Below are 18899 nucleotides of genomic sequence, written 5' to 3'. Positions count from 1 at the left end.
ATCCTTCCATCATGAGAGTCGCATAATGTCCGCCATGTTCCGCATCACGCTGCCCGACGGTTCCGTCCGCGAGGTCGCGCCCGGAACTACGCCCGCGGACGTGGCCGCCGCGATCGGCCCGGGGCTCGCCAAGGCGGCGATCGCGGCGCGGGTGGACGGCGAGGTGCGCGACCTGTCGCGGCCGTTCGCCGGGGATTCGCAGCTTGCGCTCATCACCTTCAAGGACGAGGCCGACGCGCTGGAGCTTGCCCGCCACGACTTCGCGCACGTCATGGCGGAGGCGGTGCAGCACCTGTTTCCCGGCACGCAGATCACCTTCGGCCCGGCGACCGAGGACGGCTTCTATTATGATTTCGCCCCCAATCCCGAGCGCGGACCGTTCACCGACGAGGACCTGCCCGCCATCGAGGAAGAGATGCGCCGCATCATCGCCCGCAACGAGCCGTTCGTGCGCGAGGTCTGGTCGCGCCAGGATCTGATCGACCGCTGGACCGAGCAGGGCGAGACGTTCAAGGCGGAATGGGCGGCCGAACTGCCCGAAGGCGAGGAACTGACCATCTATCGCCAGGGCGCGTGGCTGGACATGTGCCGCGGCCCCCACATGCCGACCACGGGCAAGCTGGACCCGGCGGCGTTCAAGCTGACCCGCGTTTCCGGCGCCTATTGGCGCGGCGACCAGGCGAATGCGATGCTCAGCCGCATCTACGGCACGGGCTGGCTGACCAAGAAGCAGTTGCAGGAGCATCTGACCCGGCTGGAGGAAGCCGCCAAGCGCGACCATCGCAAGATCGGCGCGGAGATGGACCTGTTCCACCTTCAGTCGGAGGCGCAGGGGTCGGTCTTCTGGCATCCCAAGGGCTATATGCTGTGGCGCCAGCTGGAGGCCTATATGCGCCGCCGACTGGATGCGGCGGGCTATGAAGAGGTGAAAACCCCGCAGCTGATGGACGCGCGCCAGTGGGAGCAGTCCGGCCACTGGGGCAAATATCGCGAGAACATGTTCGTCGTGCCCGACGAGATCCCGAACACGGAGGACGAGGGCGCGGTCATTTCCGGCGATGCCGACCTGATGGCGCTGAAGCCGATGAATTGCCCCGCGCATGTCCTGATCTTCCGTCAGGGGATCAAGTCGTACCGCGACCTGCCGATCCGCATGGCCGAATTCGGCTGCTGCCACCGCAACGAGCCGCACGGCGCGCTGCACGGCATCATGCGCGTCCGCCAGTTCACCCAGGACGACGCGCATATCTTCGTGCGCGAGGACCAGCTGGTCGAGGAAGTGCGCAACTTCTGCGAGTTGCTCGATTCGGTGTACCGCGACCTCGGCTTCGAGGATTATGCGGTGAAGCTCGCCTTGCGTCCGGAAAAGCGCTTCGGCTCGGACGCGATGTGGGACCAGTCGGAGGACGAGCTGCGCCGTGCGGTGCTGCAATCTAGCCTGTCGGAGACGATCAAGGCGAAGTTCGAGGAATTGCCGGGCGAGGGTGCCTTTTACGCGCCCAAGCTGGAGTTCCACCTGACCGACGCGATCGGGCGGACGTGGCAGGTGGGCACCATCCAGTCGGACCGGGTGCTGCCCGAGCGGCTCGATGCGTCTTATGTCGCGGAGGACGGCAACCGGCACCGGCCGGTGATGCTGCACCGTGCGATCCTGGGGACATTCGAGCGCTTCATCGGCATCCTGATCGAGCATCATGCCGGGCGCTTCCCGCTCTGGCTGGCGCCGGTGCAGGCGGTGGTGGCGACGATCGTGTCGGATGCGGACGGCTATGCCGAGCAGGCGGCGGCAACGCTGAGGGCCGCGGGGCTGCGCGTCGAAACCGACCTGCGCAACGAGAAGATCAACTACAAGGTGCGCGAGCACAGCCTGGCCAAGGTGCCGGTGTTGCTGGTCGTCGGCAAGCGCGAGGCGGAGGAAGGCAAGGTCGCCATCCGCCGTCTCGGCAGCCAGGCGCAGGAGATCGTGACGCTGGACGAGGCAGTCGCGATGCTTAAGGGCGAGGCGACCCCGCCGGATCTGCGGTGATCCAAGCTCCCTCTCCCCGACGGGGAGAGGGAGTTTTTCACACCATCTTTCAAATCAACCGCATTTGCCCTATATTGAGAAGGCAACTGCCACAGGAGAAATACCCATACGTCCTCCCATGATGCGCCGCCCGATGCAGGCGCCGCCGATGAATGGTCCCCGCTTCAACGAGTGGATCCAGAGCCAGAAGGTTCGCGTGATCGACCATGAGGGCGAGAATCTCGGCGTGATGTACACTCGCGAGGCGATCGCGCAGGCTCAGGAAGTCGGCCTGGACCTGGTCGAGGTGTCGCCCAACGCGGACCCGCCCGTCGCCAAGTTCCTGGACGTCGGCAAGTATAAGTACGAGGCGCAGAAAAAGGCGAACCTCGCCCGCAAGTCGCAGAAGACGCAGGAGATCAAGGAGATCAAGATGCGTCCGAACATCGACGATCACGACTATGACACCAAGATGAAGAAGGTGGTCGAGTTCATCGGTGAGGGCGACAAGGTGAAGGTCACCATGCGCTTCCGCGGCCGCGAGCTTTCGCACGGCCAGCTTGGCATGAACGTGCTTCAGCGCGTCGCCGAGCAGGTGAACGAGGTCGCCAAGGTGGAGGCCTATCCGCGTATGGAAGGCCGCCAGATGCTGATGGTGCTGGCACCCAAGTAAGCCACGGCGAATCCGTCGAACGGGGCGCGCGCAGCAATGCGGGCGCCTTTTTCGTATGCGGCACCATCGACGCCGCTGCGGATATGGCCGAACCAGCCGGTGTGGCGCCCCGGTGACACACCAAAAAATCCGATACTCCATCTTCGAAATAGATAGACTTTATCACCGGTGCGCACGTAGCCTGATCCCGAACTACAAAAACGAAAAGGCGGATCGGCAAAAGCCGGCAGCCGGGTTCAGGACAGGAGAGTGAAGCCGATGCGCGCGAGTGCGTTCCTGCTATCTGCCGCCACCTTTGCCATTGCGGTTCCCGCCTCGGCGCAGGATGTTCCCACCACGCCCGCCGAGGCCCAGGTGCCGGCCCAGGGCACCGCCAACGCCGCGGTCGGCGAGCAGACCAGCGACGCGACCGATGCCGACACGACGCGCGCCGCCGCACAGGCGCCGCTCAACGCCGGCGATATCGTGGTGACCGCCACCCGCCGTGCCGAACGACTGTCCGACGTGCCGATCGCGGTATCCGCGATCGGCCAGGAGTCGCTGCAGAATTCCGGCGCCACCGACATTCGCGCGCTGGGCCAGTTGGCGCCGTCGCTGCTGGTATCCTCGACGGGCAGCGAGGCGAACGCATCGGCGCGTATTCGCGGTATCGGCACGGTGGGCGACAATCCCGGCCTGGAAAGCTCGGTGGCGGTGTTCATCGACGGGGTCTATCGCAGCCGTACCGGCTCCGGCCTGAACGATCTGGGCGAGGTCGACCGGATCGAGGTGCTGCGCGGACCGCAGGGCACGCTGTTCGGCCGCAACGCGTCTGCCGGCCTGATCAACATCATCACCAAGGCGCCGTCCTACACCTTTGGCGGCTATGGCGAGGCGACCTACGGCAATTACAACAATGTCCGGCTGGCGGGTGCGGTGACCGGGCCGATCATTCCCGACATGCTCGCCTTCCGCATCGACGGAGTGTTCAACAAGCGTGACGGCTTCCTGTACGATGTCGTCAACAATACCGATTACAACGACCGCAACCGTTATTTCGTGCGCGGGCAGCTGCTGTTCGAGCCGTCCAGCGACATCGCGGTGCGCCTGATCGGCGACTTCACCCGCCGCGACGAAAAGTGCTGCGGCGCGGTCTATGTCGACCTGCGCGAAAAGATCGATCCCACCCCCGGCGTGCCCGGCGACTTCGCGATCAACCCGGCGGGCAACCGCATCGTGCAGGTGATGCAACAGCTCGGCGCCGTGTTCCCGAGTGCGGGCGATCCCTATAACCGGCGCATCGCCAACTCGCCGGGCCGGGCTTACGGCAACGTCACCAAGGATTATGGCGGGTCGATGCAGATCGACTGGAATCTGGGCGGCGCTTCGCTGACCTCGATCACCGCATATCGCGAATACAAGTCGGGCAACGCCGCCGATATCGATTATGGCAGCCTCGACATCGGCTACCGGGACGATGACGGCAACGCGTTCCGCCAGTTCCACACCTTTACCCAGGAACTGCGCCTGCAAGGCTCGGCCTTCGACGGCAAGCTCGACTGGCTGGTCGGCGGCTTCTATTCCAACGAAGACCTGGTGGTGCGCGACAATCTGCAGTTCGGCAGCCAGTACGGCCTGTTCGCCGCCTGCCGCATCGTCGCCACGGTGAACCCTGCCGCTGCCCTGCGCAGCACCACGCCCGGCTCCGGCTGTCTCAGCCCCATCGGGCAGGGCGCGCTGACCCAGCAGCTCGGTGCCGCCGCGCCGCTGATCATCGGCAATCTGCGCCGCCTGTCCACGCTCAACAATCTGGGCGATACCCGCGCCGATTATTATCAGGACAGCGAGAATTACGCCGCGTTCACCCACAACATCTTCCGCCTGACCGATACGATCAGCATCACCGCCGGCCTGCGCTACACACGCGAGCAAAAGGCGTTCCGCGCGTTCTTCAACAACACCAACACCCTGTGTCCGCAGCTTCAGGCGGGCACCGCGCAGGGTGGCCTGGGCGGCCTGCTCGCCAATCCGGCGCTGGCCAGCCTGGCCGGCGGCATCATCACGCTTGGCTGTACCGGCAACAGTTCGTCCGCGCTCAACGCGCTGAACCTGAACGACTCCTTCAAGGAGGATCAACTGACCGGCACCGGCGTCCTGTCGTGGAAGCCGAACAACAACTGGCTGGTCTATGCCAGCTATTCGCGCGGGTACAAGGCGGGCGGATATAATCTCGACCGGTCCGACCTCGGCACCGCGCTGTTCCCGCGCAGCAATGCCGATGTGCGCAACCTGCGCTTCGACCCCGAACTGGTGAATGCCTATGAAGCGGGCTTCAAATTCACCTCGGCCGATTTCACGCTGAACGTCGCCGCCTTCCGCTCCGACTTCGACAACTTCCAGTTGAACACCTTCAACGGCACCAACTTCGTGGTGGAGAATATCGGCAGTTGCTCGACCAGCCTGAACGGCGGCGATCGCGACGCCAGCGCCACGACTGGCGCCTGTACGTCCGACGTGAAGTTCGGCGTGCGCAGCCAGGGTGTCGAGGTGGAGGCGGGCCTGTATCCGGCGCGCAACTTCTCGGTCAACATGGGCTATACCTTTGCCGACACGCGCCTGCGCCGCAATCTGGTGGGCAGTGCCGCCGGGGCGCCGCTGGACCCCGCGCTGTTCCTGTTGCCCGGCAACCAGTTGTCGAACGCGCCGCGCAACGTCGTCACCCTGTCGGCGAGCTGGACGCCGGAGCTTGGATCTTCCGGGTTGTCGGCGCTGTTCTACGCCGATGGCCGGATGAGTTCGGACTATAACACCGGGTCGGATCTGTTCTTCGAAAAGGAGCAGGACGGCTTCTTCGTCGCCAATGCGCGCATCGGCCTGCGCGGGCCCAACCGTGCCTGGGCGGTGGAGGCGTGGGTGATGAACCTGTTCGATCAGGACTATCAGCAGGTCGCCTTCAACGCGCCGTTCCAGGGTGCCGGATCGCAAGGGCAGGTGCAGCGCTTCGGCGGGGTGGGGAACCAGATCTTCACCTCCTATCTGGGCGAACCGCGCACCTATGGCCTGACGCTGCGCACCCGGTTCTGATCGGATCGCCGGGCCGAAATCGTTTCGGCCCGGTCAATCGCCGCCACAGCCACTGCACCCATCGACGCCGTCGTCGTCGCCAAAGTCGAGATCGCATTCCCCGTCGTGATCGCGCTTCTTGCGCCGGGCAGCGCGCAGCGCGGCGATCACGACCGCAGCGATAGTCACCGTCAGGATCACGGGCATCAACCCTGCCAGCGGAAAGGCTGCGGTCGTGAGCATCGCCGCCAGGGGCAGCGCGGTCAGCGCCAATGTCCGCTTTTCGACGACCAATGTCTTCGACCGGTCGACACGCATGCCCTGAATTGCGAAACGGCGTTCCGGCGCGGGCCAGATGGCGGCGGGCGGTGCATGGCCAAAGACTGCGGCGTATCGCGCCAGCGTCGCGCTATAGCGGTCGTGATAATATTCCTTCGCATCCCGCCCTCCGGGTGTCGGGCCATGATGCAGCGGGCGGCGCAATATGCGACCGCACAGATCGTCCCAATAGCTGCGCGTATAGGTCAGATGCAGGTGCCATGCCTGATCCACCGCATCGGAGGGCGTCATGGGATGATCGATGGTCGCGGCGAGGTAGAGAAAGCGGCGATATTCACGATCGACGGCCACCGCATGGCGACGCGACCAGCCCTGTTCCCGTGCCAGCCGATCGGTGAAGCGCAGCGCCGCATTCGGTGGATCCACGTCCAGCGCTTCAATGGCGGCCAGCAGCGCGCGCGCATCATCGTCCATCGTCGCCATCCCCATCCAACCTGTCACCGCATGACGCTACCATGTTCGGCTTGCCGAAAGATGTTCGCTTGCCGCATCCGGGATTTTCCCGGCTTCGGTTCGGGCGCACTTCCTGTCACAAGGGTTCATGGCCACCATGCCGTTCGATCATCCGGCCATGCATTTCGGTCTTCACACATGGCTGCCCCGACGGAGCGATGCAGTTGCGCTTTCGCTGTATGCGGCCGGGTTTGCGTTGGCGCATGCGGTGGCGGTGTGGTGGAGCGGGGAGGGGTTCTATTCGCTGTGGTTCCCCGCGGCGGGGTTGCGGTTTGCGCTGTTGTGGCGGCTGGGGGCGCGGCTGACGCCGGCGGTGGCGTTGATCGAGTTGGCGGTCGATGTGGCGAAGGGGGTGATCGTCTTTGCGTCGCCCGACTGGCCGATAGCGGTGGTGGGCATCGTGCGGCCGGTGCTGGCCTATGGTCTGGTCGTGGCCGCGATCCGCCGGCTGGCGAGCGGGCGGCGGGCCGAGTTGCTGGTCGCGCCGATGCCGTTCGGGCTGGCCGCGGTGGCGGCGCCGCACTTCGCGGCCCTGGTCGCCTTGCCGCAGGCGATGCTGCGGCCGGACATGACCGGGGTGGCGGGCGCGCAGTCGATCGTGCTGTCGCTGACCGCCTTTACGGTGGGCGACCTGCTGGGCGTGCTGATCGTGGCGCCGCCCGTTCTGTGGGCAGCAGGGCTCGGCGCCCGTCGTGCCGCCCCGCAATGGCCGCGGATGCGAACCGCAGCGCTGGTGGAGGCGGTGCTTACGCTGGGCGGTGCGATCGGCATCGTCGCGGCGCTCGACCTGTTGGGGCTGGGGTGGCAACCGATGCCGGTGCTGCTGGCGGTGGCGTGGATCGGGCTGAGGTTCGGGCGGCATGCGGCCTGGGCGGCGTTGCTGGTCGTCGTCGTGCTGACCCTGTCGCGCACCGCTGGCGCGGTGGCCACGCCGCAGCGCCTGAACCTCCACCTGGGATTGAGCATGATTGCGGTGGTCGGGTATCTGGCGGGCAGCTTCGCCGACAGCCAGCGCCGTGCCCGCACCGATGTCGCCCGGCGCGACCGGCTGTTGTTCCAGGCCGAACGGTTGAAGACGCTGCGCGCCATGTCGGTCGCCGTGATCCATGAGATCAGCCAGCCGCTGTCCACGCTGGCGATAGAGGCGCGCCACCTGAACGCGATCGCGCGCGACGCAGGGCCGGAGATCGCCGCCAGCGCAGAACTGATCGATCGCAAGGCCGATACGTTGTCCGCCCTCGTCCGCCGGCTGCGCCGTTTCGGCGGGCGCGTGGTGGACGAGCCGACGCCGCTCCCGCTCGTCGCCCTGATGGACAGCGTGGTCGGGCTCGCGGCGCCCGAGGCGAAGGCGGCGCATGTCCGCCTGAACGTGGCGCCGGTCGATCCGGACCTTGCCGTCCTGGGGCAGGAAGTGGAACTGGCGCAGGCGGTGATGAACCTGCTTCGCAACGCCATCCAGGCCTGCGGGGATGCGACGGTCGACCTGAGCGTCGACGCCGTCGGGGATCGCGCGCGCGTGACGATCACCAACCGCTGTTCACCGAGCCGCGCGCCACAGCCCGGCATGGGGGTAGGCACGCTTGTCGCGCGTGCGATCGTGGCGGCGCATGGCGGTTCGCTGGACCGCGACATCGACACCCGCGGCACCGTCCGCGCCATCCTGACCCTGCCGCTGATCGGAGATCCTGCATGACCGTCTTGTCGCCCGGCACCGTCTATGTCGTGGACGATGACCGCGATCTGGGCGCCAGCGTCGCCCGGCTGCTCGGTCGCCATGGCTTCGATGCGGAGCCGTTTCTGGATCCGGCCCTGTTGCTGGAGGTCTATCCACAGGCGCCGGCGCACTGCATCGTCACCGATGTGATGATGGGCGATCTGGATGGTTTCGGCTTTGCCGACCGGGTACGGGCGATCGACCCCTGTGCGGCGATCATCTTCATGACCGCATGGCCGACGACCGCCAATGCGGTCGATTCGGTGCGGCGGCATGGCGGCCTGGATTATCTGGAAAAGCCGCTGGACGAGGCGCGGCTGCTCGCTGCCGTCGCCGAGGGGGTGGCCTGGTCGAGAGGACGGCGCGAGCAGCATGGCCGCACCATGACGCTGTCGCCGCGCGAACGGCAGGTGTTCGACCTGCTGGTCCAGGGGCACAGCAACAAGGCGGTGGCCGCGCTGCTCGGCCTGAGCCCCAAGACGGTGGAGGATCACCGCGCCGCCGTGTTGGCGAAGACCGGCGCCAATGGATTGGCGCAGCTGATCGCGCTGGTGGCCTGAAGGACACGCGGCACAGGGCATTTGCCCCGTGGTTCTTCCAAAGCTTGACGTGGCGGCGGCCCCCGCGCCAAAGGCGGCCATGCCCAGCACGCCCAACGATCCGCACGGCTTCAAGCGCCGCGGCGTCCTGTTCGTCCTGTCCTCGCCGTCGGGCGCGGGCAAATCCACCATCGCGCGCATGCTGCTCGCCGCCGATCCGGAACTGGCGATGTCGGTGTCCGCGACGACACGGCCGATGCGACCCGGTGAGGTGGACGGCAAGGACTATCACTTCGTCGATCTGGAAGAATTCCGGCGCATGGCGGCGGAGGACGAATTCCTGGAATGGGCGCACGTCTTCAACAATCGCTACGGCACGCCGCGCGCGCAAGTGGAGGAGATGCTGGCGGCCGGCAAGGACGTGCTGTTCGACATCGACTGGCAGGGTGCGCAGCAGCTGTTCCAGATCGCCGGCGGCGATGTGGTGCGCGTGTTCATCTTCCCCCCGTCGATGGAGGAGCTGCGCCAGCGGCTGGAGCGTCGCGCGACGGATGCGCAGGAGGTGATCGACGCCCGCATGGCGCGCGCCACCAACGAGGTCAGCCACTGGGACGGCTATGACTATGTGCTGGTCAACGACGATGTGGAGCGCTGTTTCGAGGGCGTCCGCACCATCCTGGCGGCCGAGCGCCTGAAGCGGTCGCGCCAGACGGGCCTGATCGGCTTCATCCGCAAGCTGACGCGGTAGGGGGCGGGGGCGTGGCGACGCCCCTGTTTCCTCGATTCCCCGGCGATGTCGCTGTCTAGCGGCTGGAGCAGGATCACATTACCTTGGTCCGTTCGTGTCGGGACAGGGCCGCGGGCAGCGAGGTGTCTCTCGATACGTCGTCTCGATACGCGGCTTTGCCGCTACTCGACGACTACTCGAGACGAGCGGGAGGGGGGATCAATCCGGTGTCATCAGTGTCAGGCGTGACGGACGGGCGGGTCGTTCAATCCGGTGTCGTCAGCGCCAGGCGAGACGAACGGGGACCAGCGGGACGTGCGGCCTGCTTAGCCCCGCACCGCACGCAGAAAGCGGAGCGCGGCATCGAATTCGGCGCGCCGGGCGGTGCGGCGCTCGGCGGCCAGGATGTCCTCGCCCCAGCGTTCGACCTGCCAATCCTCGTCGACATGGGCGGCGGCCCATATCGTGTCGGCGTCGAACGCCTCTTCGACCAGCGCGAGGGCGAGCAGCAGCGAACCGGTCAGCGTGACCAGCGGCGACAGGGCGGCCATGGCGAACGGATCGAGGGCGGCGACCGCATCCCCCAGCCGTGCCAGCGTCGCCGGCGGCTGCGGCCGGTGGATGATCCCCGCGGTCGTCTCCACCGCGATATCGTAACGGGCGCGGGCCCAAGCGATCACCGGGTCCCACGCCGCCGCCTGTCGCGCCGCCAGTTCCACCGGATCGTCCGCACGGTAGCAGAGCAGATCGCTCTCGCCATAGCGCGCCAGCCCTTCGGCAAAATGGGCGGGGTCAGGCGCGATCCGGTCGATCGCGGCATTGGCCAGTCCGGTCAGTGGCATTGCGCGCGGGTCCACCATGTCGGCAACCGCGGCCCATTCCGCCGCCACCGCCTCTGCCGCCGCCTGGGTCGGCAGCGCCAGCGGGGTGCGCCCCGGTGTGCGCACCGGGCGATCGTCCAGCCGGATCACCCGGTCATCGTCCACCGAAACCTGGCGCCAGAACCGCTTCATTCCCCACCACTCCGCCAACGCTGCGCCAGGCTGGCAGGCACGGTCGCCACCACCAGCAGCGCGGACAGCACGATCGCGATGCCCAGGATACGCGGCGCCAGCGTCGGCGCGCGCGATACCAGCACGAGGCCGAACACCGCCCCGGCGATCCCCATCATCCGCACGCCGACAATGGCCATCCAGCGGCGCCGGGCCTGGGCGTCGACGGGGCTCATGCCGGCACCAGCAATGCGGGCAGGTCCGCCACCCGCTCCGCCACGACATCGGCACCGGCGTCGATCATCTCGCGGATGCCGTGATAGCCCCAGGCGACGCCCACGGCGCGCACGCCGGCCGCCTTTGCCATCGCCATGTCGAAACTGGTGTCGCCGATCATCACCGTATCCTGCGGGGTGGTCCCTGCCTCTGCCATCGCGGTCAGCAGCATCGACGGATCGGGCTTCGAGGGATGCCGGTCCGCGGTCTGCAACGTCACGAAATGCCGGGCGAGGCCGTGATGGTCCAGCACATGCGCCAGCCCGCGATCGGATTTGCCGGTGGCGACGCCGAGCAGCCAGCCCTGCGCGTCCAGCCGGGCCACCAGCGCGCCGATCCCCTCGAACAGCGGCTCTTCGTCCAGCGTGCCGGCATGCCGCATGGCAAAGAACGCGTCCTTGTAATCGGCCGCCAGCCGGCGCTGCATGGCATCGTCCTCCGCCGGCGCCAGTACGCGCATCGCCTCGACCAGGCTCAGCCCGACGATGCTGCGCACCGCCTCTCGCGGTGGTGCGTCGAGGCCAAGGCCGCGAAACGCCTGCTCGGCGGCGCGGCAGATATTGGCCTGGCTATCGACCAGGGTGCCGTCGCAATCGAACACGGCGAGACGAAGGGGAGGGGACATGCCGGCGGGCGCGGGGGTCAGTCGCGGCTGCCGCGCCCGCGCCGTTCGCCGCGGCGTTCCTTGCGCACCGTCTTGGCATGCGCCTTGGCACGCGCCTTTGTCTGCTCGCGGGTGGGCGGGCCCTTGCCCTCGTCCAGCGGCAGCGCGTCGCCGCGTGCTTCCTCGAAGCCCAGGCTCGCCAGGCTTTCGGCGAAATGGGTCGGCAGGCTGGCGGTTTCGTCGATGCGCCCGGCATCGGGGTGGTCGACGCGGATCCGCCTGGCATGCAGGTGCATCTTGCGGCTGATCCCGCCGGTCAGGAACGCCGCGGCGCCGCCATATTTGCCGTCGCCGACGATCGGGTGGCCGATCGCCGCCATGTGGACGCGCAACTGATGTGTGCGGCCGGTAAAGGGCTGCAACTCGACCCAGGCGCAGCGATTGCCGGCGCGTTCGATCACACGGTACCGGGTGCGGGCGGGCTGGCCGTTCTCCTCGTCGACATGCATCTTCTCGCCGCCGCTGCCCGGTTGCTTGGCGATTGGCAGTTCGATCATGCCGTCCTCGATCGAGGGGACATCGACGATCAGCGCCCAATAGACCTTGCGCGCGGTGCGGCCGGAAAATGCCTTGGCAAAGAATGCCGCGGCGCGCGAGGAGCGCGCGACGAGCAGCGCGCCGCTGGTGTCCTTGTCCAGCCGGTGGACCAGCTTGGGACGACCCTCCGCCTCGAACTGCAGGGCGTCGAGCAGGCCGTCGACATGCTCATGCGTCTTGGTGCCGCCCTGCGTCGCGAGACCGGGGGGCTTGTTCAGCACCAGGGCCTGGGCGTCCTTGTAGATCACCATGTCGCGCGCGAAGGCGATCGCGTCGTCGCTCAGCGGCGGGCGTTCGCGGCGCGGTCGTGCCTCCTCGTCGCGCGGCGCCTCGGGCGGGGGGACGCGAAGAAGCTGGCCGGCGGCGATGCGGTCGCCCGGCGTGGCGCGGCTGCCATCGACGCGAAGCTGCCCGGTGCGGGCCCATTTGGCGACGGTGGTGAAGCTGGTATCGGGCAGATGCCGCTTGAACCAGCGGTCGAGCCGGATGCCGTCATCGTCATAGCCGACGGTGAATTCGCGAACCTTGTCCGTCATGCCAGCCCCCGCGCCAATGATAGTCCGGCGACCAGCGCCAGGAGCGAACCTGCGACCGAGGCCGCGACATAGCCGATCGCCGCCAGCGACCGGCCCGCGTCCACCAGCATCACCGTGTCCAGCGAAAAGGACGAAAAGGTGGTGAACCCGCCCAGCACGCCGACGCCGACGAACAGGCGCCAGCCCTCCGCACCGCCGGTGCGGGCCAGCACCCCGGCGAGCAGCCCCATGGCGAGCCCGCCGACTAGATTGACCGTCAGGGTGCCGGCGGGAAAGCCGGGGCCGGCCAGCGCGAGCATCGTGCGCCCGGTCAGGTGCCGGGCCCCCGATCCAAGCGCGCCACCCAGCATGACGAGAATAAGCGATTGCATCGCGGCGCCCTAGCGCAAGCGGCCCCGCTTCGCAAAAGGCAACGCGCGCGGTCGATCAAATGCCTGCGTTGGTGATGAAATCCACGTCGCTGCCCCCGCCCGGGCGGGGCGAGACATAGACGATATAGGCGGCAGGCCCCCGCGTGCCGCCGATGACGTGGCGAGGCCCTTCCGCCTTGTGCTCGGCGGAATAGCCGCCCTGCCGGGCATGGGTGAAATACCAGTCGATCACCCGCGCCGGCGTGCCGCCCGCCCGGAAGGTGACCACGCGCAGCGCACAACCGTCGGCATCGGCGCCCGCCGCCTCGCTGACCTGTGCGCCGGGGTAGAGGGGGAGGGTGGGGGGCAGGCGGTTGGCGTAGGTGGCGGAGTAGCGGACGTTTCGGGCACAGGCGGCGGTAGCGGATTGGGTACCGGCCAGCGCGCCGGCGGTCAGGGCGCCGTCCCTGGCGCGGCATTCCGGGCAGTTTGCGGAGGGCGCCGGGGCCTTGCGCAGCGTGGCGGGGTCGACCGGGTCGGCGGGGCGGGTGCCGGCGGGAACCGCGCCCGGATCGGGGCGGGCGGGCGGGCGGACCGCATTGCCGTTCGACGACTGGGCGAGCGCCGGATCGACCATGATCTGGTCGCGCAGGGCGGCGGTCAGCGCCGGATCGCGGGCGGGGTCGTCGCCATTGGCCTGGGTCAGTTCGCGGTCCAGCTGGTCGAGGTCATTCTGCGTCGTCGGTGCACTGCGATTGCAGGCGGAGAGCGAGAGCGCGGCCAGCGAGGCCAGGAGGAGCGGGCGGATCATGGTGCCGGTGGTAGCATCAACCGGTCGCAGGCGGGTTAACGGGACGCGCGGCGCTTGTGCCATGATGGGGCAGGGACCATAATCGGGAGCATGCTGAACATAGTCTCAATCCTGATCGGCCTCGTCGCACTGGTGCTGGGCATCGTGCCGTTCCTGCCATTCATGGCGTGGGGATACTGGTTCGTCATCCCGATCGCCATTGTCGGCGCCGGCATCGGTGCGCTGTCGTCGCGCAATTCGGGACGAAACCTGAACCTGGTGCTGATCGTGATCTTCGCGCTGCGCCTGATGCTGGGCGGCGGCATCATCTGAGGGGAATGGGGGCCGGCGGTGCTGCCGGCCCCGTGCCTGTCAGCGGCAGGAAACCTGACCGCGATCGATCTCCCGGCCGAGCAGCGCGCCACCGCCGGCACCGATCAGCGTGCCGAGCAGGCTGGACCGGCCATTGCCGATCAGGTTGCCGAGCACGCCGCCACCGAGTGCGCCGACGATCAGCCCCGTGGTGCCATCGTTGCGGCGGCAATAATAGCGGCCATTGTAGCCGCGATAGATGCGGTCGTTGCGGCCGAGCCGGCGCGGCTGGTAATAGCGCCCGTCCCGGTAATAACGCTCGGCGTAGTAGCCGCGCTGACCGGGTTCGAAGCGGTTATAGTCATAGTTGCGCCAGCGATTGATGTTGCGCACGTCGCGGCGATGATCCTGGCGCGCGTCGCGGATGTCGCGGCGATAGTCGCGCCGCGCCTCGCGCACGTCGCGGCGGCTGTCGGCGCGGCGCATGTCACGGCGATAATCGCGCTGCGCTTCGCGCACTTCCTGACGATATTCGCGGTCCGCCTGCCAGCGCGTATTCTGCGCAGCGGCGGGCACGGCGCCTATCGTGGTCATGGCCAGAGCGGCAAAAAGGACGGTGGTACGCATGGTTACACTCCTTTTGGCATAGGTGGGATGAAGAACCCGTCCCATCTATGCCAGGTTGCGTGAACCGGAAACTACGTCTTGTTCAGGCCTCGGTCAGCGTGACGTCGAGCGTGATCTCGGCATTCAGGACCTTGGACACCGGGCAGTTCTTCTTGGCGCCGTCGGCGATCCTCTTGAACTCGTCTTCCTCGATGCCTTCGACACGTGCGGTGAGCGCAAGCGCGGACTTGCTGATTGTGAAGCCGTCGCCGTCCTTGACCAGCGTCACCTTTGCCGTGGTCTCCAGCGTGCCGACCGAATGGCCCTCGCCGGCCAGCGCGAAGCTGAGCGCCATGGTGAAGCAGCTGGCATGCGCCGCGGCGATCAATTCCTCCGGATTGGTGCCGGGCGAATCCTCGAACCGGGTGTTGAAGCCGTAAGGGCTGTTGGAGAGCAGGCCGGAACCGAGCGAAACCTGTCCCTTGCCGTCCTTGCCAAGTCCTTCGTAGCGGGCCGAAGCCGAGCGGGTGGTCATATGTCCATTCTCCTGAAATGAAACGGGCGCCGCGATCCAACGATCGCGGCGCCCGCCGGTTCAGGGTAGATGTGCTTTTAGCGGCAGCGGCGCGAGCTGGAGCCGCGATCGATCGCGCGGCCGGCCAGTGCGCCGGCGGCAGCACCGCCCAGGGTGCCGAGCGTACGGTCGCCGCGGGTGTCAATGGTGCGGCCGAGCAGCGCGCCGGCCACGCCGCCAACGACGAGGCCCGTGGTGCCGTCCGGCTTGCGGCAACGGACACGGCCGCGGTCGTCGCGCCATTCCCGATACTTGCCGCGGCGCTGCGCATCGGCGGCGGAAACCGGCAGGACGACCGTCGGCACGACCATCGCGGTGCAGCCCAGTGCGAGCATCAACTTACGCATCGAATATACTCCCTTAGAATCTTGATCTGCTGGCGTAACGTGCCCCGGATAACGGGGGTTGCATGAACGGAGAACAACAAGCTGTTCATGATCCGGGCGCATGCCGCTAAAGCCGGAAAAGCGATGATGCCGTCTGTTGAAATCCTGCCCGTTGCGGCGCCGTGGCTCGATCTGGCCGGGTTGGCGGTGTTTGCCATTTCGGGAGCGTTGGCGGCGGCGAAACGGGCGCAGACCATGGTGACGCTGGCGTTCTTTGCGCTGATTACCGGGGTGGGGGGCGGCACGGTGCGCGACCTGTTGATCGGGGCGCCGGTGTTCTGGATTCACGACGCGCGTGCGGCGGCGGTCTGCCTGTCGGCGGCGCTGGTGGTGTGGGTGACGCCCGAGCGGTGGTGGCGGGGGGCGGCGCTTGCGTGGTTCGACGCGATCGGACTGGCGGCCTATGCGGTATATGGCGCGGCCAAGGCATTGAAATACGGGGTTCCACCCATTCCGGCCGTGGTGATGGGGGTGGTGACGGCATGTGTCGGCGGCATCATCCGCGACGTGCTGGCCGGCGAGCCGTCGATCCTGATGCGGCCCGAATTATATGTCACCGCGGCGGCGCTGTCGTCGGCAAGCTTCGTGGTGCTGGTGGCGTCGGGGATGCCGGTCGGACTTGCCGCGCCGGTGGCGGCCACCGCCGGCTTTGCGCTGCGCGCGGTGGCGATCCATTTCCATCTGGCGCTGCCCGCCTATCGCGGACAGCGCTGAGCATCAGCCGCGAATCACGCCGACCTCGGCAAAGCGGCGCGGCTCGGCCGGGGGTACAGCGGCATCCGCCAGCTCGCACTGCCAATAGCCGACATCGATCCAGCGGCCATGCTTGTAGCCGATCTCGCGAAACACGCCGGCCCGGCGAAAGCCGACCGCCTCGTGCAGCGTGATCGAGCGATCGTTGGGAAGCGCGATGCGCCCGATCGCCTGGGTAAAGCCTTGCTTGCGCAGCGTGGCGACCAGCGCCTGGTAGAGCAGCCGGCCGAGGCCCTGGCGCTGTGCCCCGTCGGCGACGTAGATCGTGGTTTCCACCGCCCAGCGATAAGCCTCACGCGGGGAGAATTGCGCGGCATAGGCATAGCCCAGCACGCGTTCGTCCATATCGCCGGCGCCCTCGCTGACGGTGGCGACCATCCAGGGATACAGGCCACCGGACGCCGCCATGCGATCCTGCATGACCGCCGCATCCGGCGCCTCGGTTTCGAACGACACCACGCCCGCCAGCACATGGGGAGCGTAGATCGCCGCGATCGCCGCGGCATCGTCCGGACGGGCGGCGCGAACCCCGATCACAGACCGATCCGCGCCAGGATCAGGTCGAGCAGGCGCGTGTCGGACGCCGATGCGGTCGCACCGAAGCCGCCGCATTCCAGGCAGCGTGCCTGGATCGAGCCGCCGCGGGTCAGTCGTGCCACGTCGCCCAGCGCGCGGGCGAGCGTCGCGCGGCGGTCGGCGGCGACGCGCGCGAAGATGTCGCCGGCGGGTCCCGCCGTGTCGTCGCCATCGTCACCGCCGAAGCTGTCCGCCAGCTTCGCCGCGAAGCCCGGTTCCTTTTCCAGATATTCGGCATGGACCTTGGCGGGATCGAGCTTGGCCTGACGCGCGGCCCAGGCGATGGCGTCCGACAGGTTGCCGAACTGGTCGACCAGGCGCAACTGGTGGGCGGTGCCGCCGTCCCAGACGCGACCCTGCGCGATTTCGTCGACGCGTGCGGGCGTCATCCGGCGGGCGGCGGCGACGCGGCCGATGAACTGGCGATAGCCGTTTTCGATGCCCGCCTGCAGGATGGTGTCGAGCATCGGCGTCGTGCCGCCCAATATGTCGGGCTGACCGGACAGGGGGGTGGTCTTCACGCCGTCGCTGGTGATGCCGATCTTGGCCAGCGTGTTCTCGAATGTCGGGATCAGGCCGAAGATGCCGATCGATCCGGTGATCGTGCCCGGTTCGGCAAAGATGCGATCGCCCGCGGTGGAAACCCAGTAGCCGCCGGACGCGGCAAGGCCGCCCATCGAGATGGCCACGGGCAGTCCGCGCTTCTTGGCTTCAAGGACGGCCAGGCGGATCTGTTCGGAGGCCAGCGCCGAGCCGCCGGGCGAATCGACCCGCACGACCAGCGCCTTCAGCTTCTTCTTGGCGAGACCGTCGAGCATCGCCTTGCTGATCGTGTCGCCGGCCGCGGTGCCGGGGCCGCCCTTGCCGTCGACGATCTCGCCGGCGACGGTCAGCACGCCGATGGCGTCGCCGGCGGTGGACAGCGGGTTGGCGCGCACCCATGCGTCGTAGCCGACCGTGTTGAAGCTGCCGAGCGGGCGATCATTGGCGACGCCGGCGATCTGCGCGACGCGGCGGCCAAAGGCGATCCGGTCACCCAGCTTGTCGACGATGCCGGCGCCCAGGTTCGCGCGGGCGGTGTCGCCATTGGCGGCCAGCACCAGTTCGTCGGGCTGGACAAGGAAGCGGGCGACCTGCGCCTTGGGACGCGCCTTGGCGATCGATTCGCGCCACTGGGCGAACAGGGAGCCATACAGCGCCTGGCTGGCGGCGCGCGCGTCGGGGCTCTGGTCGGCGCGGGTATAGGGTTCAACAAAGGACTTGTAGCGGCCGACGCGGTAGACGTGCGTCGTCACCCCGAGCTTGTCGATCAGCCCCTTGTAATAAAGCTGGTTGCCGCCCGGCCCAGTGAACAGCGTGCCGCCCATCGGGTTCATCCAGATCTCGCTGGCCTGCGCGGCCAGGCGATAGTCGCTGTCGGTATAGCCGGTGGCATAGGTCAGGACCGGCTTTCCGGTGGCGCGGAAGCGGCCCATCGCGTCGGCGACCTCCTGGATCACCGCCGGATAACCGCCGGAAAAGCCGTCCAGATCGAGCACCAGCGCCTTGACCCGGTCATCGCCGCGCGCCGTGTCGATCGCGCGCACCACATCGCGCAGGCGATACTGGCGGGGCATGTCCTGACCCGACAGCATCGAGAAGGGGTCCATCTCCTCGGGCTGTTCGACGATCGAGCCGCGCAGGTTGAGGAGCAACGCGCCGGGCTTGATCGCCTTGGTACCCGGCCGGGCATTGAGTGCGGCGAACAACAGGCCGAAAAAGATCAGCATGGCGATCAGGACCAGCAGGTCCTTGATTCCGACCAGCAATTTCCATGCGCCCCGCACCAGTCGCCAGCCGCCGCGTCGGCGCCTGGATGGTGCCCCGCTGGGCGATCGGCTGAAATCCTGGTCGAGTGGCGAAGCGGCGCGAGCGTCGGTCATGCGCGGGACGCTAGAACAGCGGAGCGCGCGCGTAAATGGCCTGTATTAGCCTTCCAATACAGAATGGGCGGCGACATGAAGCCGACGAAAACGGCAATTGCCGCTGGTTCCGCACGGCCGGCCCCCGCCCGCA

General features: G+C 67.6%; 20 protein-coding genes. 8 read left to right on the top strand and 12 right to left on the bottom strand.

The genetic code is table 11. From position 1 onward, the window contains the following. Positions 1 to 25: 25 nt before the first annotated feature. The 3 genes from thrS to GQR91_RS02550 all read left to right on the top strand — a co-directional run bounded on the left by thrS (position 26) and on the right by GQR91_RS02550 (position 5741). Positions 26 to 2026, top strand: a complete 2001-nt coding sequence (thrS, locus tag GQR91_RS02560; protein WP_149681042.1) for a threonine--tRNA ligase — start codon at positions 26 to 28, stop codon at positions 2024 to 2026. 118 nt (positions 2027 to 2144) lie between these two features. Beyond that, the gene (infC, locus tag GQR91_RS02555) at positions 2145 to 2678 is read left to right on the top strand and encodes a translation initiation factor IF-3 (RefSeq protein WP_112381333.1); all 534 of its coding nucleotides are present in this window, start codon (positions 2145 to 2147) and stop codon (positions 2676 to 2678) included. 258 nt (positions 2679 to 2936) lie between these two features. Next, positions 2937 to 5741 (top strand): TonB-dependent receptor, encoded by a 2805-nt coding sequence (locus tag GQR91_RS02550; RefSeq protein WP_149681466.1) that lies wholly within the window; start codon positions 2937 to 2939, stop codon positions 5739 to 5741. A 33-nt stretch (positions 5742 to 5774) separates the two neighbouring features. Here GQR91_RS02550 and GQR91_RS02545 read toward each other — a convergent pair whose 3' ends face one another. Next, positions 5775 to 6473, bottom strand: coding sequence for a glycine-rich domain-containing protein (locus GQR91_RS02545; protein WP_149681041.1), 699 nt, complete (start codon positions 6471 to 6473; stop codon positions 5775 to 5777). A gap of 127 nt (positions 6474 to 6600) precedes the next feature. Between GQR91_RS02545 and GQR91_RS02540 the strand changes: the two genes are divergently transcribed. From GQR91_RS02540 to gmk, 3 genes are all read left to right on the top strand, one after another. Then, positions 6601 to 8205, top strand: coding sequence for an ATP-binding protein (locus GQR91_RS02540; RefSeq protein WP_149681040.1), 1605 nt, complete (start codon positions 6601 to 6603; stop codon positions 8203 to 8205). Continuing rightward, positions 8202 to 8786, top strand: coding sequence for a response regulator transcription factor (locus GQR91_RS02535; protein ID WP_174236579.1), 585 nt, complete (start codon positions 8202 to 8204; stop codon positions 8784 to 8786). The genes GQR91_RS02540 and GQR91_RS02535 overlap by 4 nt, the downstream gene beginning before the upstream one ends. A 79-nt stretch (positions 8787 to 8865) precedes the next feature. Further along, positions 8866 to 9513, top strand: a complete 648-nt coding sequence (gmk, locus tag GQR91_RS02530; RefSeq protein WP_112381331.1) for a guanylate kinase — start codon at positions 8866 to 8868, stop codon at positions 9511 to 9513. Positions 9514 to 9818: 305 nt separating this feature from the next. Here the strand turns inward: gmk and GQR91_RS02525 are convergent, their stop codons facing one another. The 6 genes from GQR91_RS02525 to GQR91_RS02500 are packed head-to-tail and all read right to left on the bottom strand — an operon-like array spanning position 9819 to position 13658. Beyond that, positions 9819 to 10505, bottom strand: coding sequence for an ATP12 family chaperone protein (locus GQR91_RS02525; protein ID WP_149681039.1), 687 nt, complete (start codon positions 10503 to 10505; stop codon positions 9819 to 9821). Next, the gene (locus tag GQR91_RS02520; RefSeq protein ID WP_149681038.1) at positions 10502 to 10720 is read right to left on the bottom strand and encodes a hypothetical protein; all 219 of its coding nucleotides are present in this window, start codon (positions 10718 to 10720) and stop codon (positions 10502 to 10504) included. Before GQR91_RS02520 ends, GQR91_RS02525 begins: the two co-directional genes overlap by 4 nt. After that, positions 10717 to 11385, bottom strand: coding sequence for an HAD-IA family hydrolase (locus GQR91_RS02515; protein WP_149681037.1), 669 nt, complete (start codon positions 11383 to 11385; stop codon positions 10717 to 10719). The genes GQR91_RS02520 and GQR91_RS02515 overlap by 4 nt, the downstream gene beginning before the upstream one ends. Positions 11386 to 11402: 17 nt before the next feature. Next, positions 11403 to 12497 (bottom strand): RluA family pseudouridine synthase, encoded by a 1095-nt coding sequence (locus tag GQR91_RS02510; RefSeq protein WP_149681036.1) that lies wholly within the window; start codon positions 12495 to 12497, stop codon positions 11403 to 11405. After that, positions 12494 to 12868: a fluoride efflux transporter CrcB gene (gene crcB / locus GQR91_RS02505; protein ID WP_162853741.1), complete on the bottom strand. Its 375-nt coding sequence runs from the start codon at positions 12866 to 12868 to the stop codon at positions 12494 to 12496. Before crcB ends, GQR91_RS02510 begins: the two co-directional genes overlap by 4 nt. Before the next feature lie 55 nt (positions 12869 to 12923). Then, positions 12924 to 13658: a hypothetical protein gene (locus GQR91_RS02500; RefSeq protein WP_149681035.1), complete on the bottom strand. Its 735-nt coding sequence runs from the start codon at positions 13656 to 13658 to the stop codon at positions 12924 to 12926. Between the two features lie 90 nt (positions 13659 to 13748). Here GQR91_RS02500 and GQR91_RS02495 point away from each other — a divergent pair, with 90 nt between their 5' ends. Continuing rightward, the gene (locus tag GQR91_RS02495; RefSeq protein ID WP_112381325.1) at positions 13749 to 13970 is read left to right on the top strand and encodes a hypothetical protein; all 222 of its coding nucleotides are present in this window, start codon (positions 13749 to 13751) and stop codon (positions 13968 to 13970) included. A gap of 39 nt (positions 13971 to 14009) precedes the next feature. Here the strand turns inward: GQR91_RS02495 and GQR91_RS02490 are convergent, their stop codons facing one another. The 3 genes from GQR91_RS02490 to GQR91_RS02480 form a co-directional block, all read right to left on the bottom strand. After that, complete coding sequence (locus GQR91_RS02490; RefSeq protein WP_112381324.1) at positions 14010 to 14576, bottom strand: glycine zipper 2TM domain-containing protein; 567 nt, start codon at positions 14574 to 14576, stop codon at positions 14010 to 14012. Positions 14577 to 14658: 82 nt separating this feature from the next. Next, positions 14659 to 15090 carry an OsmC family protein gene (locus GQR91_RS02485; protein WP_149681034.1) on the bottom strand — a complete coding sequence of 144 codons (432 nt, stop codon included), beginning with the start codon at positions 15088 to 15090 and terminating at the stop codon, positions 14659 to 14661. Between the two features lie 77 nt (positions 15091 to 15167). Beyond that, positions 15168 to 15476, bottom strand: a complete 309-nt coding sequence (locus GQR91_RS02480) for a glycine zipper 2TM domain-containing protein (protein ID WP_235903844.1) — start codon at positions 15474 to 15476, stop codon at positions 15168 to 15170. Between the two features lie 123 nt (positions 15477 to 15599). On the opposite strand from GQR91_RS02480, the gene GQR91_RS02475 reads away from it, so the two are divergent. Next, entirely contained in the window at positions 15600 to 16229 is a 630-nt protein-coding gene (locus GQR91_RS02475; protein WP_112381321.1) for a trimeric intracellular cation channel family protein, read from the top strand. A 3-nt stretch (positions 16230 to 16232) separates the two neighbouring features. On the opposite strand, the gene GQR91_RS02470 is transcribed toward GQR91_RS02475, so the two are convergent. Next, positions 16233 to 16805, bottom strand: a complete 573-nt coding sequence (locus GQR91_RS02470; protein ID WP_149681033.1) for a GNAT family N-acetyltransferase — start codon at positions 16803 to 16805, stop codon at positions 16233 to 16235. Then, the gene (gene sppA, locus GQR91_RS02465; protein ID WP_149681032.1) at positions 16802 to 18766 is read right to left on the bottom strand and encodes a signal peptide peptidase SppA; all 1965 of its coding nucleotides are present in this window, start codon (positions 18764 to 18766) and stop codon (positions 16802 to 16804) included. The genes GQR91_RS02470 and sppA overlap by 4 nt, the downstream gene beginning before the upstream one ends. Positions 18767 to 18899: the final 133 nt, after the last annotated feature.

Source organism: Sphingomonas carotinifaciens (assembly GCF_009789535.1).
Classification (GTDB): Bacteria; Pseudomonadota; Alphaproteobacteria; order Sphingomonadales; family Sphingomonadaceae; genus Sphingomonas; species Sphingomonas carotinifaciens.
Note: the sequence above shows the minus strand (reverse complement) of the source record. Positions and strands in the feature narration are given on the sequence as shown.

What these genes read in the sequence shown, in the direction of transcription:
- sppA (WP_149681032.1), bottom strand. Translation starts at nt 18,766, where the DNA reads ATGACCGACGCTCGCGCCGCTTCGCCACTCGACCAGGATTTCAGCCGA.
- GQR91_RS02500 (WP_149681035.1), bottom strand. Translation starts at nt 13,658, where the DNA reads ATGATCCGCCCGCTCCTCCTGGCCTCGCTGGCCGCGCTCTCGCTCTCC.
- gmk (WP_112381331.1), top strand. Translation starts at nt 8,866, where the DNA reads ATGCCCAGCACGCCCAACGATCCGCACGGCTTCAAGCGCCGCGGCGTC.
- GQR91_RS02520 (WP_149681038.1), bottom strand. Translation starts at nt 10,720, where the DNA reads ATGAGCCCCGTCGACGCCCAGGCCCGGCGCCGCTGGATGGCCATTGTC.
- infC (WP_112381333.1), top strand. Translation starts at nt 2,145, where the DNA reads ATGATGCGCCGCCCGATGCAGGCGCCGCCGATGAATGGTCCCCGCTTC.
- GQR91_RS02480 (WP_235903844.1), bottom strand. Translation starts at nt 15,476, where the DNA reads ATGCGTAAGTTGATGCTCGCACTGGGCTGCACCGCGATGGTCGTGCCG.
- GQR91_RS02475 (WP_112381321.1), top strand. Translation starts at nt 15,600, where the DNA reads ATGATGCCGTCTGTTGAAATCCTGCCCGTTGCGGCGCCGTGGCTCGAT.
- GQR91_RS02490 (WP_112381324.1), bottom strand. Translation starts at nt 14,576, where the DNA reads ATGCGTACCACCGTCCTTTTTGCCGCTCTGGCCATGACCACGATAGGC.
- GQR91_RS02515 (WP_149681037.1), bottom strand. Translation starts at nt 11,385, where the DNA reads ATGTCCCCTCCCCTTCGTCTCGCCGTGTTCGATTGCGACGGCACCCTG.
- GQR91_RS02540 (WP_149681040.1), top strand. Translation starts at nt 6,601, where the DNA reads ATGGCCACCATGCCGTTCGATCATCCGGCCATGCATTTCGGTCTTCAC.
- GQR91_RS02485 (WP_149681034.1), bottom strand. Translation starts at nt 15,090, where the DNA reads ATGACCACCCGCTCGGCTTCGGCCCGCTACGAAGGACTTGGCAAGGAC.
- thrS (WP_149681042.1), top strand. Translation starts at nt 26, where the DNA reads ATGTCCGCCATGTTCCGCATCACGCTGCCCGACGGTTCCGTCCGCGAG.
- GQR91_RS02535 (WP_174236579.1), top strand. Translation starts at nt 8,202, where the DNA reads ATGACCGTCTTGTCGCCCGGCACCGTCTATGTCGTGGACGATGACCGC.
- GQR91_RS02510 (WP_149681036.1), bottom strand. Translation starts at nt 12,497, where the DNA reads ATGACGGACAAGGTTCGCGAATTCACCGTCGGCTATGACGATGACGGC.
- crcB (WP_162853741.1), bottom strand. Translation starts at nt 12,868, where the DNA reads ATGCAATCGCTTATTCTCGTCATGCTGGGTGGCGCGCTTGGATCGGGG.
- GQR91_RS02550 (WP_149681466.1), top strand. Translation starts at nt 2,937, where the DNA reads ATGCGCGCGAGTGCGTTCCTGCTATCTGCCGCCACCTTTGCCATTGCG.
- GQR91_RS02495 (WP_112381325.1), top strand. Translation starts at nt 13,749, where the DNA reads ATGCTGAACATAGTCTCAATCCTGATCGGCCTCGTCGCACTGGTGCTG.
- GQR91_RS02545 (WP_149681041.1), bottom strand. Translation starts at nt 6,473, where the DNA reads ATGGACGATGATGCGCGCGCGCTGCTGGCCGCCATTGAAGCGCTGGAC.
- GQR91_RS02525 (WP_149681039.1), bottom strand. Translation starts at nt 10,505, where the DNA reads ATGAAGCGGTTCTGGCGCCAGGTTTCGGTGGACGATGACCGGGTGATC.